This is a genomic window from Streptomyces sp. NPDC006193, from assembly GCF_040613915.1.
Classification (GTDB): domain Bacteria; phylum Actinomycetota; class Actinomycetes; order Streptomycetales; family Streptomycetaceae; genus Streptomyces.
In genome coordinates this window covers 262,238-278,858 of the sequence record NZ_JBEXTB010000006.1, presented here as the reverse complement: position 1 = coordinate 278,858, position 16,621 = coordinate 262,238, and the positions used below count along the sequence as shown (strand labels likewise).

The window sequence follows — 16,621 nt, the reverse complement described above, 5'->3', positions numbered from 1 at the left end:
CGGACCAGCCTAGGGGCAAGGGCTGACCGTGCGCTACCGCGTCGCTACGCAGAAGGTAGGGGGTCGGTCACCGGCGCCGCGCGGCAACCCGTTCGTCGGGGCCGAGCGCGCGGCGGGCGCGGGGCGCCCGCGCAGGTCGGGGGCGGGCCGAGGAGGGCCGGAGGATGTCCGAAACGGCGCCGGTGAGCGCCGTCAGCCCGCCGACTCCGCCGCGTGCGGGCTCAGGACGCCCGCGCCGACCAGGGCGATGATCACGATGCCGAGGGCGATGCGGTACCAGACGAACGGCATGAAGCTCTTGTTGGAGATCCACTTCATGAACCAGGCGATCACCGCGTATCCCGACGCGAACGCGATCACCGTGGCGAACAGCGTCGGCCCCCAGGCCACATGACCCTCGCTCAGCGAGTCCTTCACCTCGAACGCGCCGGAGGCGAGGACGGCCGGGATGGCGAGCAGGAAGGAGTAGCGGGCCGCGGCCTCGCGCTTGTACCCCATGAACAGGCCGCCGCTGATGGTCGCGCCGGAACGGGAGACGCCGGGGATGAGCGCGCAGGCCTGGCACAGGCCGAAGATCAGGCCGTCCTTGACGCCGAGGTGCTCCAGCGTCTTGCGCTGCTTGGGCGCCCGGTGCCGGCCGCCGGTCTCGTCGCGGGCCGCCAGGCGGTCGGCGACGCCGATGACCAGGCCGACGACGACGAGCATGGTGGCGGTGACCCGCAGATCGCGGAACGGCCCCTCGATCTGGTCCTTGAGCGTCACGCCCAGCACGCCGATCGGTATGGACCCGACGATCACCAGCCAGCCCATCTGCGCGTCGTGGTCCCGGCGCATCGCCTTGTCGCCCAGCGAGCGGAACCAGGCCGCGATGATCCGGCCGATGTCCTTGCGGAAGTAGATCAGCACCGCGGCCTCCGTGCCGATCTGGGTGATCGCCGTGAAGGCCGCTCCGGGGTCCTTCCAGCCCGAGAACGCCGCGGTCAGCCGCAGGTGCGCGCTGGAGGAGACGGGAAGGAACTCGGTCAGCCCCTGGACGAGTCCGAGGACGAGGGATTCAAACCAAGACATGGAGGTACGGCGTCCAAGCGCTGGGAAGAAATGGTGATCATATGACGAGGGCAGCGTAGCGGGCCCGGGCGACGGCGCGGAAACAGGGGCGGGACACCCCGCCCGCCCGGCACCGGCCCGCTCGCCCGGGTGGCTCGCACACCCCCCGGCACGTCCCTCGCCCGGCAGCCGGTCGGTGCCCGGCGCGCCGCCCCCCCGCCGGGCAGCCGGCCCGTCGCCCGGGCCGCTCCCGCCGCCGTCGCTCCGCTCAGGCCGCTCCGCTCAGGCCGCCGCGGTCGGGCCGGCGACGGTCCAGCCGGGGACCTGCGGACGGCAGTCGAGGTCCTCGTGGCGCACGGGCTCGCCGCAGCCCCCGCAGGTCACCACCGGGCGCAGGGCGCTGCCGCAGGAGTGCTCGACCAGCATGGGGCGGTCGCCCTCCGCGCGCAGATGCCGGTCGCCCCAGGCCATGAGGGTCAGCAGGACCGGCTCCAGCTCCAGTCCGGCCTGCGTGGGCCGGTACTCGAACCGCTGGGGGCGCTCGCTGTAGACGCGCTTGGTGAGGACCCCGGCCTCGACCAGCCGGCGCAGCCGGGCCGCCAGGACGTCGCGCGGCGCCCCGGTGTTGCGCACGAGCTGGTCGAAGCGGCCGTTGCCCAGGCACACCTCCCGCAGCACGAGCAGCGAGTACTTCTCCCCGACCAGGGAGAGGGCGTCGGCGATGGAGCAGGGGCGCGGGTCCTTCGTGGCGGCCATGCGGCTCAGTCTAAGGGAGGATCCGGAGAGGGTTTGATTTTCCAACTCACCGGGTTATGGTGAGTCCGGATTTCCTACTCACCGGTAGCACCGCCGATCACCGCTGGAGGCCGGCCCCATGCGTGACGCCGTCGTCGTCGAAGCCGTACGCACCCCCATCGGCAAGGGCAAGCCCCACGGCTCCCTCGCCCACGTCCACCCCGTGCAGCTCCTCGCGCACACCCTGCGCACCCTGGTCGAGCGCTCCGGCGTCGACCCGGCCCTGATCGACGACGTGATCGGCGGCACCGTCGACCAGGTCGGCGAGCAGGCCATGAACACCACCCGGTACGCCGTCCTCGGCGCCGGCTTCCCCGAGTCGGTCCCCGCCACCACGGTGGACCGCCAGTGCGGCTCCTCCCAGCAGGCCGTGCACTTCGCCGCCCAGGGCGTGCTCTCCGGCGCGTACGACCTCGTCGTCGCCTGCGGTGTGGAGTCCATGAGCCGGGTCCCGATGTGGTCCAACGTCCCCGCCGGCGCCGACCCGTTCGGACCCGAAGTCGCCGCACGCTATCCGGAGGGCCTGGTCCCGCAGGGCATCAGCGCCGAGCTGATCGCCGCCAAGTGGTCCCTCACCCGGGAGCGGATGGACGAGTTCGCCGTCTCCTCGCACCACAAGGCCGCCGCCGCATGGCGGGCGGGGCTGTTCGACGCCGAGATCGCGCCGCTGGACGGCGTCGCCCGCGACGAGTGCGTCCGCCCGGACAGCACCCCGGAGATCCTCGCCGGCCTCAAGCCCGCCTACTACGACCCCGGCTTCGCCGAGCGGTTCCCGCAGATCGAGTGGAACGTCACCGCGGGCAACGCCAGCCCGGTCAACGACGGCGCCTCCGCCGTCCTGATCACCTCCAGCGACACCGCGGCCCGGCTCGGCCTGCGCCCGCTGGCCCGGCTGCACAGCTTCGCCGTGACCGGCTCCGACCCGCTGCTGATGCTCACCGGCGTCGTCCCGGCGACCGAGAAGGTGCTGCGCCGGGCGGGGCTGACGCCGGCCGACATCGACCTCTTCGAGGTCAACGAGGCCTTCGCCGGCGTGGTGCTGGCCTGGCAGCAGGAGATCGGCGCGGACCTCGCCAAGGTCAACGTGCACGGCGGCGCCATCGCCCTCGGCCACCCGCTCGGCGCCAGCGGCACCCGGCTGACGACCACCCTGGTCCACGCGATGCGCGAACGCGGCGCCCGCTACGCCCTGCAGACCATGTGCGAAGCCGGCGGCCTCGCCAACGCGATGATCCTGGAAGGGATCTGAGCGGCGTCCCGGCCGAGGGTCCGGGAGCGAGACGCCCCTGCGGGATCACCGTCGGGGCGCGCACCGCCGGCGCGCGCACCGCTGGGCCGACGCCGGCCGCGGCGCCGCCGCGCCGTGCGGGGGCGGTCCCGCCCGCGCGACGGCCGTCAGGGACGGCTCACCGGCCGCGCAGCTGGTGACGCTTGCGCCAGGCGACCACCGTGCCCGCGAACGCCGGCAGGGCTATGCAGGCCATCGCGATCAGGAACGCGGGGGAGGTCGGCGTCGAGGCGCGGGCGCCGGCGACCGCGTAGGCGGCCGTGTTGGGGATCGAGCCCAGGGCCGTCGCCAGCAGGAACGGCAGCCAGCGCATCCGGGAGACGGCCGCGCAGTAGTTCGCCGCGCAGAACGGCACCCCCGGGAACAGCCGGGCGGCCAGCATGGACCGGAACCCGTGCCGGCTGAGCTGCCCGTCGGCCGCCCGCAGCCAGCGGCCGCGCAGCAGGGGGCGCAGCGCCTCCTGCCCGAGCACCCGGCCCAGCCCGAACGCCACCCCGGCGCCGAGCACCGTGCCGGCGAGCGCCGTCGCCAGCCCCAGCTGCGAGCCGAACAGCGCGCCCGCGGCCAGGTTCAGCAGGGGGCGGGGCACGAACGCCACGGTGCACAGCCCGTACGCCGCCGCGAACACCAGGGCCGCCGCAGCCCCGCCGAGCTGCGGCGGCCAGCCCTGGGTCAGCAGCCGCTGCGGCTCGAACAGCAGCACGCACACCGCGCCGCCCGCGAGCAGGGCGAGCAGCAGCGACAGCCGGGTGTACGGGGACGTCAGCGCACGCGTGCAGCGCGCGGCGAACCCCTCGCGCGCCCCCGGCGGCGCGGCTGGGGCGGGAACGGCGACGGGGACGGCGAGCTCCGTGGCGGCGGCCCGGGGAGAGGCCGTGGCGGTGCCAGAGCGGTTGGCATCGAGCATCCGCCGACAGTAGCCGACCGAGGCGGGTGATCGCCGTGAGCCCGAACTCACCCGCCGTGGAAAACCGTTCGACGCCGCATCCGCGGTCGGTGATGATCGAGGGCATGTCCCGGTACGCCTGCGTCCTCGCAGCATCCGCCGTCGCGGATGCGCCGAAGGCTGCCGTCCCGCTCCTCGTGGCCGCTGTCGACGGCGCCCGAAGCTGACCCTCTCCGGATCGTCCGGCGGACCCCGCAGGGGGAGGGTCGGCCGGTCCTCGGGGTCCCGCATCCCCGCACGGCTGAGAGGCTCCGAGGTACAGCCATGTCCAAGACCGCGTACGTGCGCACCAAGCCGCACCTGAACATCGGCACCATGGGGCACGTCGACCACGGCAAGACCACGCTGACCGCCGCCATCACCAAGGTCCTCGCCGAGCGCGGCACCGGTGTCTTCGTGCCGCTCGACCGCATCGACCGCGCCCCCGAGGAGGCCGCCCGCGGCATCACCGTCAATGCCGCGCACGTCGAGTACGAGACCGACACCCGGCACTACGCCCACGTGGACATGCCGGGCCACGCCGACTACGTCAAAAACATGGTCACCGGCGCGGCACAGCTCGACGGGGCCGTCCTCGTCGTCTCCGCGCTCGACGGGGTGATGCCGCAGACCGCCGAACACGTCCTGCTCGCCCGGCAGGTGGGCGTCGACCACATCGTGGTCGCGCTGAACAAGGCCGACGCCGGGGACGAGGAGCTGACCGGCCTGGTCGAGCTGGAGGTCCGCGACCTGCTCACCGCGCGGGGTTACCCCGGCGACGCCGTACCCGTCGTACGGGTCTCCGCTCTGCGCGCGCTGGAGGGCGACCCGCGCTGGACGGCGTCCGTGGAGGCGCTGCTCGACGCGGTGGACACGTACGTGCCGGTGCCGGAGCGGTATCCGGACGCGCCGTTCCTGCTGCCCGTCGAGAAGGTGCTGACCATCACCGGGCGGGGAACCGTCGTCACCGGTGCGGTCGAGCGGGGCGTGGTCCGGGTCGGCGACCGCGTCGAGGTGCTGGGCGCCGGCGCCCGGACGGTCGTGACCGGGCTGGAGACCTTCGGCAGGCCGATGTCCGAGGCACAGGCCGGGGACAGCGTGGCGCTGCTGCTGCGGGGGGTGCCGCGGGACGCCGTCCGGCGCGGCCAGGTGGTCGCCGCGCCGGGGAGCGTGGTGCCGAGCCGCCGTTTCACGGCACGGGTGTACGTGCTGTCCGGGCGTGAGGGCGGTCGCACGACACCGGTCCGCAGCGGGTACCGGCCGCAGTTCCACATCCGGACCGCGGACGTGACGGGGGTCGTGGACCTGGGGGAGGCGGGCACCGCGCGGCCGGGCGAGACGGTCGTCATGACCGTCGAGCTGGGGCGCGCCGTCCCCGTGGAACCGGGGCTCGGGTTCGCCGTCCGTGAGGGCGGGCGGACCGTGGGGGCGGGCACGGTGACCTCCGTGGGCGGAGCCGGCTGAGCCCGTAGGGGCCGGCTCCCGACGCCGGCCGCGCGCGGGGCCGCCTGTCGCGGTCGCGCGGCCGAGCCGGCCACCGGTGCGGTGCCCGCGCTCCGGGCAGGCGCGGGCACCGCACAATGGACGGGTGCGTGAACCGATACCCGTCACCCGTGTCACCGACCACGGCACCGCCAGGCTGATGCCCGACGTCGACCGGGAGCGGGCCTGGCTGCTCACCGTGGACGGGGCCCCGCAGTCGTACGTCGACCTGCGGGACCCGGCGTGCCTGGAGTTCGAGTACGCGCGGCGGCTGGGCTTCGTCCTGGACGCCGTGGCCGAGGAGGGCGCACCGCTGGACGTGGTCCACCTCGGCGGGGGCGCCCTGACGCTGCCCCGCTATGTGGCGGCCACCCGGCCCGGGTCCCGGCAGGACGTCGTCGAGGCCGACCGCGGGCTGCTGGAACTGGTCACCGAGCACCTGCCGTTGCCGGACGGCTCGGGTGTGCTGCTGCACGCCGCCGACGCGCGGGCCTGGCTGGAGGGGGCTCCGGACGGTCTCGCCGACGTGCTGATCGCCGACGTGTTCGGCGGCTCGCGCGTGCCCGCCCACCTCACGACGCTCGCCTACGTCCGGGAGGCCGAGCGGGTGCTGCGGCCCGGCGGGGTCTATCTGGCCAACCTCGCCGACGCCGCCCCGTTCGGGTTCCTGCGGTCCCAACTGGCCACCTTGGCGGCCGTGTTCGAGGAGCTGGCGCTGATCGCAGAGCCGGCGGTGCTGCGCGGGCGGCGGTTCGGCAACGCGGTCGTCGTGGCCGCGCACCGGCCGCTCGACCTGGCGGCGCCGGCCCGCCGCGCTGCGGCGGACGCCTTTCCGGCGCGGGTCGAACAGGGCGCCGCGGTACGGCGGTTCATCGGCTCGGCCCGGCCGGTCGAGGACGCCGACGCGGTTCCGTCACCCGAACCCCCCGACGGAGCGTTCGGCATCGGCTGACGCGGGCGGGGAGGCGGTGATCGGCGGAGGGCGGCGGGCCAGCGTACGGACCTCCGGGACCAGCAGCACCAGGGCGGTCACCAGAACCACCAGGGCGGAGCAGCCCCACAGGGCGACCGTGCGGCCGAACGCCGACTCGGCCGGGCCGGCCAGGGCGGCGGCGAGCGGGATGAGGGAGACGGAGCCGAACCAGTCGTACGCCGAGACCCTGGACAGCTTGTCCTCGGGGATCTCCTGGTGCAGCGCGGTCATCCAGGACACGCCGAACACCTGCGTGGTCGCACCGGTGCCGAACATCACCGCGTACAGGACGCCCACCGGTACCGGCACGGCCAGGGCGGCGGAGGGCAGGGCGAGCGGGAAGACGCAGAACGTGCCGGCGAGCAGCAGGCGGCGGGGTTTCCAGCGGGTCATCAGCAGGGCGCCGGCCACCGTGCCCGCGCCGAACGCGGCCAGGGCAAGGCCCCACGGGCCGGCGCCGCCCAGCCTGTCCCGGGCGACGAGCGGCCCGTAGACCGCGTCGGCGGCGCCGACCACCGCGTTGGCCACCGAGAACTGGACGACGACGCCCCACAGCCAGGGCCGGCCGGTGAACTCCCGCCAGCCGTCGCGCAGATCGGCCAGCAGGCCGCCGCCCGGGGCGCGCGGCGGGATGTGACCGACGTCGAGGAAGCAGCGCAGCGCCCCGGCGACTGCGAAGGCCGCCGCGTCGGTGGCGAGCACCCAGCCCGGGCCGACGGCCGCGACCAGGGCCCCGCCGAGCGCCGCACCGCCGAGGGCGGCGCCCTGGGTGGCCATCCGGAACACGGCGAACGCCCGGCCGGCCTGCTCTCCCTCGACAGAGGACATCAGCATGCCCTCGGCGGCCGGGCCGAAGAACGCCTGTCCGGTGCCGCCGAGCGCGGTGAGCGCCGCCATCTGCCACAGCCGGGGCTCACCTGCCAGGACGAGCGCGGCGAAGGCCGCCTGCGAGAGACAGTTGAGGGCGTTCGCGGCCACCATCACCCGGTGCCGGGGCAGCCGGTCCGCGACCGCTCCGCCGATGAGCAGGAACACCACCAGTGGCAGGGTGCGGGAGGCGGCCACCAGTCCGACGTCCCCGCCGTCGCCGCCCGCTTGCAGGACGGCGAACGCGGCGGCGATCAGCGATCCGTTGGACCCGAGGGAGGTCACGACGGCGGCGGTGGCCAGCAGGGAGTAGTTCCGTCCCGCCCAGGAGGGTCTGCGCGGGCGGCGCGGGAGGTCGGCTGATGTCACCGGGCGACTGTCACGCACCCGGCGCGTCTTGGCCAGACGGTTTCCGGTGGCGAACACCGCTGTGTCCGGTCAGCCGTCTCCGGCGCCCGCCTCCACCGCGCCGTCCAGCTGTGCCGACACCGCCTGCCGCTATGGCCTGACCTGGGCGACGGCCCCCGCGGGGTCACTGGTTCGTCGGGGTTCCGTGCAGCCGGACGGTGCGCAGGATCTTCAGGACGGTGGTGCGGGGCACCTCGCCCTTCACGCCCGCGGCCCCGTAGAAGTTGAACGACACGTAGTCCTGGGCCGAGTTCTTGAAGCCGAACGTGAGCGCCTTGCCGTCGCTGGCGCACTTGCCCTTCTTCGGCGTACCGGTCGAACGGGCCCAGGCGTAGCTGCCCCTGACGCCCGAAGCGGTGGTGAAGGGCGTGGCCTTCTTGTCCCAGGAGATGCTCTTCTTGTCGGGCTGGGTGTAGCCGCCGTAGACCCACCAGGCCGGCGTGTTGACGGCGATCTGGTCGGTGTCCTTCGCACCGCTCGCGCCCTTGGTGCCCACGACCCCGAGCGGGGTCTCCTCGGTGCGGCCGTCCTTGTCGTCGTCGGAGGTGCACCACGTCGGCTCGCGCTCGGCGGTCCCGGACATGGTGATGCCCGTGTCCGTCTCGCTCTCCGGGTACTCGAAGCCGATGCTGAGCCCCGGGGAGTGGACCTCCCAGTCCGCGGGCACGTCGAAGGCGATCCCCCACTTGGGGTTCACCACGACCTTCCAGCCGGCAACGGTCGGCTTCTCCGTCTCGTTGCCGCGCGGGTCGTCGGTCACGGAGGGCGTGGCCGTGGGCGCGGAGGTGGGCGGCCCGCTCGTCTTCCCTCCGCCCTTGCCGGCGTTCGCCTCGTCGTGCTCGCCGCCCTTCCCGCCCAGGACGAGATAGCCGGTCACGGCCGCCGTGACCACCACGGCCGCGGCCGCGACGACCGCGATCAGCTTCGTACGGCCGCCACCGCCCTGCGGGGGCACGGGTATCGGCGCGGTGGGCGGCTGCCCCCACTGCGGCTGCTGCCCGTACGGGCCGGTCTGCGGATATTGCTGGTAACCGGGCTGCTGGTACGGGTTCGGCTGCTGGTGACCCGGCTGCTGGTACGGGTTGTTCTGCGGGTTCTGCGCGCCCCCTGGCGGCTGCTGATCTGGCCACATGGCCAGCAACCCTAGTGCGCATCTCTGGCCAGACCAGGCTACTCGCAAGTAACATGCCGGTCATGAGCGCAGACCAGATGTCGATCGGCGAGATGCTCGCCGCCACCGTGCCCATGGCCCGGACGCTGAACCTGGAGTTCCTGGAGACCACCTCCGACAAGGCCGTGGTGTCCCTGCCGGACCAGAGCGCGTACCACAACCACGTGGGCGGCCCGCACGCCGGCGCGATGTTCACGCTCGGGGAGTCGGCCAGCGGCGCCATCGTGCTCGCCGCCTTCGGGGACCAGCTCTCGCGCGCCGTGCCGCTCGCCGTCCGCGCCGACATCGCCTACCGGAAACTCGCCATGGGCGCCGTCACCGCGACCGCCACGCTGGGCCGCCCGGCCGCCGAGGTCGTCGCCGAACTGGACGCCGGGCAGCGCCCCGAGTTCCCGGTGTCCGTCGAGATCCGGCGCGCGGACGGCGCCGTGACCGGTGAGATGACCGTCGTCTGGACACTGCGGCCGCACCAGTAGCGGCGGTGGGCGGCCGGGGCCCGGGACCGCGGGAGACGCTTGCCCCTGCCGCCCTGCCGCCCTGCCGCCCTGCCGCCCTGCCGCACCCGCCGGGCCGCCCTGCCGCACCCGCCGGGCCGCCCTGCCGCACCCGCCGGGCGCGCGCCCGGTCGCCCGGCACAAGGGTCCCCTTCTTCTTGCCTGTTCTTGTTTCCCGTCAGACGCCTGTGCGAAGGTGAGCGTCCCCACGGGAGGCGAAGGCGGACTTCGACGTCATGGCCGGCCCTCCGGTACGCACCGATCAGGCACCGCCTTCCGACAGGACGCGCCGCCGTGTGCCGTCCTGCGTCTGGAGAGGAACGGGTTCCGTGCAGTCCCCCCACCCCCCGCGCCCGCCTCGGCCGCCCCTGCCCGATCGGGCCGGCGGATCCGACCGCGCGCTCGTGGCCGAACTGAGCGGCCCCGGCGACGCTCCGCATCATGCCGTCGCGCTGCTGCTCGCCCGGCACTGGCGGCCCGTCCGCGACTACGCCATGATCTGCCTGACCTCCACGAGTTCCTCCGCCCGGCTGGTGGCCAACGCCGCCTTCCACCAGGCCCTCGGCCGCACGGCGGGCGGCGTCGCCGGCGCCCTCCGCCCGCACCTCCTGGTCGCCGTGCGCGACACCGTCCGCGCCTGGGCCGCGGACGAGGCGGCCTGTATCGCCCTGCCGGAACTGCGCAGAACCACCGGCGGCCGCGGTCTGCGCGCGACACGAACCGGGACGCCGGAAAGCCGGAAGCTCGCCGCGCGCGCCTTCCGGGAACTGCCCGAAGCCTCCCAGTGCCTTCTCTGGCACACCGAGGTCGAGGCCGAGCCCGTGGACGTGCCCGCCGGTCTGCTGGGTATCGACACGACCACGGCGAGAGCCGCCCTGGAACAGGCGCGCGAGCAATTCCGGGCGGGCTGCGTCCGCGCCCACCGGGAACTCGCGCCGTCCGGGGAATGCCGCGCCCACAACCGGCTCCTCGACGTCCCCCTCCGCCGCGGCGGGGACCCGCTGCCCGGCGCGCACCGGCATACGGCGGTCTGCCGCCACTGCGCGCACGCCGCCGGACAACTCGCCCTCTTCGACGGCGGTCTGCCCCTCCTGCTGGCCGAGACCGTGCTCGGCTGGGGCGCCCGCCGCTACCTCGACTCGCGCCCCGGCCGCGGCGCAGCCGAGGAGCGGACGCCGCCCTCGGCGGTGCCGCCCTCGTCCCCCGCCGCCGAGCACCGAGCGCCTGAGCACCGAGCGCCCGGGGTCCGGCGCCGCGACGAGGGGGGCCGCCGCCACGACCCCGGTCCGGGCGCCCGCCACCGCTCCGGCGCGGTCAGCGGTCGCCGCGCCACGGCGGAGAGCGGTCACCGCACCCGAGCGGGGGGCGGCCGTCGCCCCGGTGCGGGGAGCCGCCCGCGCACGGCCGTGGCCGTCGGGGCCGTGCTGACCTCCCTCGCGCTGCTCGCCACCGTCCTGGTGGCCCGCGGCGGCGACGGGGCCCCCGCACCCGGCTCCCACTGGGGCGCCCCGGCCGGCGACGCCGTACGCCCCACCGGCCCGCGCGCCGCCGTCCCGCTCTCCACCGCCTCTGCCGGTGATCCGCCGGGGTCCCGCACGGTTCCCCGCGCGGCGTCGGGTCCCGGCTCCGCCTGGACGTAGCGGGGCGGTCGGGCCGCAACGGGCACGGACGTCCGGCTCGCCCCGTACACGCCGTCCGACCCACGGCAGCGGCCGTGAGACGGGGGCGGTCCGCCGCGTGCTGCCGCGGCCCGCCCTCGGACATGTCCGGAAAACACCAGGGCAGGGGCGGGCCGGCACCGCCGGACGGACGCGAGCAGGGGGCCGTTCACTGCCGACCAGGTAGCCTTCCCCAGGGGAGCACCGTGCATGCGGGGCCCCCGCGGGCAGGATCAGCGACAGGGGAGGTACCGGCGGTGCACGTCCAGGAATGGCTCGACTCGGTGCCGGCGGCCGCCGTCTACGCCGTAGTGGCCCTCGTGATCGGTCTGGAGAGCCTCGGCATCCCGCTTCCCGGCGAGATCGTCCTCGTCTCCGCGGCCCTGATGTCCTCCCAGCACACGGGCGTCGACCCCGTCGTCCTGGGTGTCTGCGCGACCGCCGGCGCCGTGATCGGCGACTCCATCGGCTACGCGATCGGCCGGAAGGGCGGACGTCCGCTGCTGGCCTGGCTGGGCGCGAAGTTCCCGCGGCACTTCAGCGCGGGCCATGTGGCCACCGCCGAGCGGTCCTTCGAGAAGTGGGGCATGTGGGCGGTGTTCTTCGGCCGCTTCGTCGCCCTGCTGCGCATCTTCGCCGGCCCCCTCGCGGGCGTCCTGCACATGCCGTACTGGAAGTTCCTGACCGCCAACGTCCTCGGCGGCATCTGCTGGGCCGGCGGCACCACGGCCGTCGTCCACTACGTCGGCATCGTCGCCGAGGACTGGCTGAAGCGCTTCTCGTACCTGGGCCTGGTGGTGGCCCTGCTGATCGGTCTGACCTCCGTGCTGATCCTGCGCCGCAAGGCCAGGAGGACGCAGACGGCGACGGAGCAGCCGGAGCCGGAACCGGTGGGCGCCGGGGAGTAGGGATCCGGGGCGCCGGGCCGCGCAGGGGCCCCGCCGGCCGCGCGTGAGGCCGCTACCGGTGCACGTCCTTGTGGGCCTTGCCGAGCTCCGCGTACAGGGTGCCGTTCAGGGTGACCCCCTGCCGCTCCTCCTCGGTCAGGCTGCGCTTCACCTTCGCCGGCACCCCCGCCACCAGCGACCCGGGCGGCACCACCATCCCCTGCGGCACCAGGGCCTGGGCGGCGACCAGCGAGCCCGCCCCGATCACCGCGCCGTTGAGCACGGTCGCCCCCATGCCGATGAGGCAGTCGTCCTCCACGGTCGCCCCGTGCACCACCGCGTTGTGCCCGATGGACACCCGCTCCCCGACGGTCACCGGGAAGCCGGGATCGGCGTGCAGGGTGACGTTGTCCTGCACATTGGCCTCGGCCCCCACGGTGATGCGCTCCACGTCGCCGCGCACGACCGCGCCGTACCAGACGCTCGCGCCCGCGTGCAGCGTGACGTCCCCGATCACCGACGCCGTCGGCGCCACGAACGTCTCCGGGTCGATCCGCGGTTCCTTGCCCCCGATACCCACGATCAGCGCCCTCCGCGTCATCACGTCTCCTCGTGTCGGCCGTACACGGCACGGTACGGCACACGGTGGGGTGAAGATCACAGCGGTCCGTCCGCTCCGCCGAGGCGACCGCTGAGTAACGTGACCCCGTGCCGAAGCGCAAGAACACGTTCCCGTCCTGGCGCCGCCGTCTCGCCCAGCGTGCCGTCCACACGGCCTGGGCCTGGGCGCAGCGCGCGGGCTCCGTCACCGCCGAGCACCCGGCGGGCTTCCGCTTCGGCGCGATGGGAGCGGGCACCAGGCTGGCGTTCCCGCTGGGCACGGTCTTCGGCGAACCGTGGATCCGGATCGGCGCCCACTGCATCATCGGCGAGCAGGTCACCCTCACCGCCGGTCTGATGCCGGGCCTGGACCTGGGCCCCGACCCCATCCTGCGCATCGGGGACGGCGTGGTCCTCGGCCGCGGCAGCCATGTCATCGCCGACACGACGGTCACGATCGGCAGCGACTGCTACTTCGGCCCGTACGTCTACGTCACGTCCACCAACCACTCCTACGACGACCCGCACCAGCCCATCGGCCGGCAGTGGCCGCGCATGGAGCCGGTCGAGATCGGCCCGGGCTGCTGGGTCGGCACCGGCGCGGTGATCCTGCCGGGCGCGCGGATCGGCCGGAACGTGGTCGTGGCGGCCGGCGCGGTGGTCCGGGGCGCGGTGCCCGACCACGCGGTGGTGGCGGGGGCGCCCGCCCGGGTCGTACGGCGCTGGACCCCCGGCGACGGCTGGCAGCCCCCGCTGCGGACCCCGGCCCCGGTGCCGATCCCGGCCGGGGCGACGCCGGAGCAGCTGCGGGCGCTGGCGGAGCTGGACGAGGACGTGGTCGCCCGCCTCACCGAGCTGGAGCCGGAGGGCTGACCCGCCCGGTCACCCGGTGGCCAGCAGCAGCGTGCCCAGCAGGGCCAGCCCCGCCCCCGCCGCCTGGATCGCGCGCAGCCGCTCGCTGAGGAAGCCGCGGGCGGCCAGTGCGGTCACCACCGGGTACAGCGAGGCGAGCACGGCCGCGACGGTGACCGGGCCGTGCTGGGCGGCGATCGCGTACGTGCCGTTGGCCGCCACGTCGGCCAGTCCGACGAAGGCCAGCGCGGGCAGCGACGCCCAGGGGAAGCCGCCCTCCGGCACGACCGCGCCGCCGCGCCGCACCGAGGCGGCCAGCGCAGCCCCGCCCACCGCCACGCTCGTCACCCGCTGCGCGAACAGCGCCAGGAACAGACCGGTGACGTTGGTGGACGCCTCGCTGATCAGCGCGAACACCGTGCCGAAGCCGAGCGCCGCGACCAGGGTGAGCATGATCGCGCGCCGCTGCACCGCCGCGCCCCGCAGCTGCGGGCCGCCGGCGAGCACGACCCCGGTGACGGCGACCGCGCCGCCCGCGGCCTGAAGCAGTCCGGGGCGCTCGCCGAGGACCAGGCCCACGCCGACGGGCACGGCCACGCTGAGGGTGGCCAGCGGGGAGACGACCCCCATCGGGCCGAGGGCGAGGGCCTTGTAGAAGGAGAGCAGGGCCACGGGCCCGGCCACGCCCGCCGCGCACGCGAACCACAGGCGGGGGCCCGCTTCGCTCCAGCCGCCGGTGGCCGCCACGATCACGCCCAGCACGAGGGCCGCGATCGCCTGGGAGACCACCACCACGGTCAGCGCGGGCGTGCGCCGCGTCAGCAGACCGCCGCCGAAGTCGGCCAGCCCCCACAGCAGGCTGGTGATCAGGGCGAAGAGTGCTGTCACGGCGACCTCGCAGTACAGTTCGGTGGACGGTCGGGTGCACCCCACCGTAGTTCACTCCATTGAACTGCGCTCACCACGTCATTGAACTTCCCGGATATTGGACGGAACGTGTCGGACCTCGAACTCCTGACCCAGTCCCTGGCGCGCAACGTCAAGCACTGGCGCGCGGTGCGCGGCTTCACCCTGGACGTGCTCGCCGCCCGGGCCGGCGTCAGCCGGGGCATGCTCATCCAGATCGAGCAGGCCCGCACCAACCCGAGCATCGGCACGGTCGTCAAGATCGGTGACGCGCTCGGCGTCAGCGTCACCACGCTCCTCGACTACGAACAGGGGCCGAAGGTCCGGGTCGTCCCCGCCGAACGGGCCGTACGGCTGTGGCACACCGAGGCCGGCAGCTACAACCGGCTGCTCGCCGGCACCGAGGCCCCCGGACCGCTGGAGATGTGGGACTGGCGGCTGATGCCGGGCGAGAGCAGCCCCTCCGAGCCGCACCCCGCCGGCACCGTGGAACTGGTCCACGTCACCGCGGGCGAACTCACCCTCACCGTGGACGGCGAGGAGTACCGCGTCCCGGCGGGCGCGAGCGCCACCTTCGAGGCCAACGTCCCCCACCGCTACGGCAACCGGGGTGACGCCCCGATGGAGATGGTGATGGCCGTGTCCGTGCCGCCCGTGCCCTGAGACGCCGGTCCGCCGCCGGCTGGGCGCCCGCAAGGCCTCCTTCGCCTCGATGGAGACGGCGACGGGCGTAACCGGCATGGAGTACGGCGGCATCACCCCGCCGGGACTGCCGACCGGCTGGCCGGTGCTGGGGGACACGGCCGTCGTGGACCTGCCCTACGTGCTCGTCGGCAGCGGCCGCCGCCGCGGCAGACTCCTGGTGCCGGGCATGGCCCTCGCCGAACCGCCGGGCGCGGTGGTGCTGGAGGGCCTGGGCGTCGCCTGACCCCGGACACCGGCGCCGCGTGCGCCCAGGCACGCCCGACACCGCGCCGGCCCCGGCCCGCGGGCGCCCGTGCCCGTACGCGAGGGCGCGAGGCCCGCGGCGGCGTCCCGCGCCGCCGGTCCCGGTGGGCCGTGCCGGTGTGCGCCTCAGGGTGCGGTGTGGTGGGCCAGGGCGAGGTGGGGGTCCGGTTCGCCCGGGGCCGGCGCCGGGTCGGCGTGCACCAGGGCCGCCGTCAGCCCCGGCACCGCGTGCAGCAGGGCGTGCTCCGCCTCGACGGCGATCGCGTGCGCCTGCCGCAGCGTCGCCTCGCCGTCCACCACCACCGCGAGTTCGGCCCGCAGCCGGTGCCCGGTCCAGCGCAGCCGCAGCTCGCCCACCCCGCGCACCCCCGGCACCTGTCGCACCGCCCGCTCGGCCCGGTCCAGCAGCGCCGGGTCCACGGCGTCCAGCACCCGCCGGAACACCTCGCGCGCCGCGTCCCGCAGCACCAGGACGATCGCGGCCGTGATCACCAGCCCGACCACCGGGTCGGCGAGCCGCCATCCCAGCGCGGAGCCACCGGCGCCCAGCAGCACGGCCAGCGAGGCGAATGAGTCGGTACGGGCGTGCAGCCCGTCGGCGACGAGCGCGGCCGAGCCGATCCGGCGGCCCACCCCGATCCGGTACCGGGCCACCCACTCGTTGCCGGCGAAACCGACCAGGGCGGCCGCCGCGACCGCGGGCAGGTGCGCGACCGGACGGGGGTCGAGCAGCCGCCCCACGGCCGCCCACGCGGTGAAGGCCGCCGAGGCGGCCACGGCCAGCACGATCACCAGTCCCGCGAGGTCCTCGGCACGGCCGTAGCCGTAGGTGAACCGGCGCGTCGCCGCCCGCCGTCCGAGCAGGAACGCGATGCCGAGGGGGACGGCGGTCAGCGCGTCGGCGGCGTTGTGCACCGTGTCGCCGAGCAGCGCCACGGAGCCCGAGACGGCCACCACGGCCGCCTGGGCCAGCGCGGTCGCCCCCAGCACGGCCAGCGACACCCGCAGCGCCCGCATCCCCTGCGCCGAGGACTCCAGCGCGGGATCGAGCCTGTCGGCCGTCTCGTGGGAGTGCGGGGCGAGGAGATGGGCGAGACGGTGCAGCGGGCCGGGGGAGGACGCCTGCCCGTGCCCGTGCGACGGCCCCTGCCCGTGCCCGTGCGACGGCCCCTGCCCGTGCCCGTGCGACGGCCCCTGCCCGTGCCCGTGCGACGGCCCCTGGCCGTGTCCGTGCGCGTGTCCCTGCCCGTGTCCCTGTGCGTGCGCACCGCCGCCGCGCGGATGCCCGTGGCTGCGGTGCTGATCGGGGTGCCGGTCGCT

At 75.1% G+C, this 16,621-nt stretch carries 15 protein-coding genes and 2 pseudogenes; 9 read left to right on the top strand and 8 right to left on the bottom strand.

The annotated features are described in order from the left end of the window. Window positions 1-192: 192 nt before the first annotated feature. Window positions 193-1,068: an undecaprenyl-diphosphate phosphatase gene (locus ABZ261_RS09845; RefSeq protein ID WP_356857184.1), complete on the bottom strand. Its 876-nt coding sequence runs from the start codon at window positions 1,066-1,068 to the stop codon at window positions 193-195. A gap of 261 nt (window positions 1,069-1,329) precedes the next feature. Beyond that, on the bottom strand, window positions 1,330-1,803 hold the full coding sequence (locus ABZ261_RS09840) for a helix-turn-helix domain-containing protein (protein ID WP_356857182.1): 474 nt from the start codon (window positions 1,801-1,803) through the stop codon (window positions 1,330-1,332). Between the two features lie 118 nt (window positions 1,804-1,921). Between ABZ261_RS09840 and ABZ261_RS09835 the strand changes: the two genes are divergently transcribed. Next, window positions 1,922-3,091, top strand: a complete 1,170-nt coding sequence (locus ABZ261_RS09835; RefSeq protein WP_356857180.1) for a thiolase family protein — start codon at window positions 1,922-1,924, stop codon at window positions 3,089-3,091. Window positions 3,092-3,248: 157 nt separating this feature from the next. On the opposite strand, the gene ABZ261_RS09830 is transcribed toward ABZ261_RS09835, so the two are convergent. Beyond that, a complete protein-coding gene (locus ABZ261_RS09830; RefSeq protein ID WP_356857178.1) occupies window positions 3,249-4,037 on the bottom strand; it encodes a VTT domain-containing protein in 789 nt (262 codons plus the stop codon). 303 nt (window positions 4,038-4,340) lie between these two features. Between ABZ261_RS09830 and tuf the strand changes: the two genes are divergently transcribed. Both tuf and ABZ261_RS09820 read left to right on the top strand, forming a co-directional pair. Further along, the gene (gene tuf / locus ABZ261_RS09825) at window positions 4,341-5,519 is read left to right on the top strand and encodes an elongation factor Tu (protein WP_356857176.1); all 1,179 of its coding nucleotides are present in this window, start codon (window positions 4,341-4,343) and stop codon (window positions 5,517-5,519) included. Between the two features lie 124 nt (window positions 5,520-5,643). Further along, window positions 5,644-6,489: a fused MFS/spermidine synthase gene (locus ABZ261_RS09820; protein WP_356857174.1), complete on the top strand. Its 846-nt coding sequence runs from the start codon at window positions 5,644-5,646 to the stop codon at window positions 6,487-6,489. Here ABZ261_RS09820 and ABZ261_RS09815 read toward each other — a convergent pair. Further along, window positions 6,451-7,746, bottom strand: a complete 1,296-nt coding sequence (locus ABZ261_RS09815) for an MFS transporter (protein ID WP_356857172.1) — start codon at window positions 7,744-7,746, stop codon at window positions 6,451-6,453. The genes ABZ261_RS09820 and ABZ261_RS09815 overlap by 39 nt on opposite strands. A gap of 163 nt (window positions 7,747-7,909) precedes the next feature. Further along, window positions 7,910-8,917 carry a hypothetical protein gene (locus ABZ261_RS09810; protein WP_356857170.1) on the bottom strand — a complete coding sequence of 336 codons (1,008 nt, stop codon included), beginning with the start codon at window positions 8,915-8,917 and terminating at the stop codon, window positions 7,910-7,912. A 62-nt stretch (window positions 8,918-8,979) separates the two neighbouring features. Here ABZ261_RS09810 and ABZ261_RS09805 point away from each other — a divergent pair, with 62 nt between their 5' ends. The 3 genes and pseudogenes from ABZ261_RS09805 (at window position 8,980) to ABZ261_RS09795 (ending at window position 12,016) form a co-directional block, all read left to right on the top strand. Beyond that, window positions 8,980-9,432 (top strand): DUF4442 domain-containing protein, encoded by a 453-nt coding sequence (locus ABZ261_RS09805; RefSeq protein WP_356857168.1) that lies wholly within the window; start codon window positions 8,980-8,982, stop codon window positions 9,430-9,432. 512 nt (window positions 9,433-9,944) lie between these two features. Then, a pseudogene (locus ABZ261_RS09800) lies at window positions 9,945-10,964 on the top strand (hypothetical protein); the annotation flags it as partial. Between the two features lie 401 nt (window positions 10,965-11,365). Beyond that, window positions 11,366-12,016, top strand: coding sequence for a DedA family protein (locus ABZ261_RS09795; protein ID WP_356857166.1), 651 nt, complete (start codon window positions 11,366-11,368; stop codon window positions 12,014-12,016). Window positions 12,017-12,068: 52 nt separating this feature from the next. On the opposite strand, the gene ABZ261_RS09790 is transcribed toward ABZ261_RS09795, so the two are convergent. Then, on the bottom strand, window positions 12,069-12,596 hold the full coding sequence (locus tag ABZ261_RS09790) for a gamma carbonic anhydrase family protein (protein ID WP_356857164.1): 528 nt from the start codon (window positions 12,594-12,596) through the stop codon (window positions 12,069-12,071). A 107-nt stretch (window positions 12,597-12,703) separates the two neighbouring features. On the opposite strand from ABZ261_RS09790, the gene ABZ261_RS09785 reads away from it, so the two are divergent. Further along, entirely contained in the window at window positions 12,704-13,468 is a 765-nt protein-coding gene (locus ABZ261_RS09785; RefSeq protein ID WP_356857162.1) for an acyltransferase, read from the top strand. Between the two features lie 9 nt (window positions 13,469-13,477). Here ABZ261_RS09785 and ABZ261_RS09780 read toward each other — a convergent pair whose 3' ends face one another. Then, window positions 13,478-14,335 (bottom strand): EamA family transporter, encoded by an 858-nt coding sequence (locus ABZ261_RS09780; protein WP_356857160.1) that lies wholly within the window; start codon window positions 14,333-14,335, stop codon window positions 13,478-13,480. Between the two features lie 108 nt (window positions 14,336-14,443). On the opposite strand from ABZ261_RS09780, the gene ABZ261_RS09775 reads away from it, so the two are divergent. Then, window positions 14,444-15,016 (top strand): XRE family transcriptional regulator, encoded by a 573-nt coding sequence (locus ABZ261_RS09775; RefSeq protein ID WP_356857158.1) that lies wholly within the window; start codon window positions 14,444-14,446, stop codon window positions 15,014-15,016. A gap of 7 nt (window positions 15,017-15,023) precedes the next feature. Continuing rightward, window positions 15,024-15,281 (top strand): annotated as a pseudogene (locus tag ABZ261_RS09770) (YbaK/EbsC family protein); the annotation flags it as partial. A 146-nt stretch (window positions 15,282-15,427) separates the two neighbouring features. Here the strand turns inward: ABZ261_RS09770 and ABZ261_RS09765 are convergent. Continuing rightward, window positions 15,428-16,405: a cation diffusion facilitator family transporter gene (locus tag ABZ261_RS09765; RefSeq protein ID WP_356857241.1), complete on the bottom strand. Its 978-nt coding sequence runs from the start codon at window positions 16,403-16,405 to the stop codon at window positions 15,428-15,430. Between the last annotated feature and the right edge of the window lie 216 nt (window positions 16,406-16,621).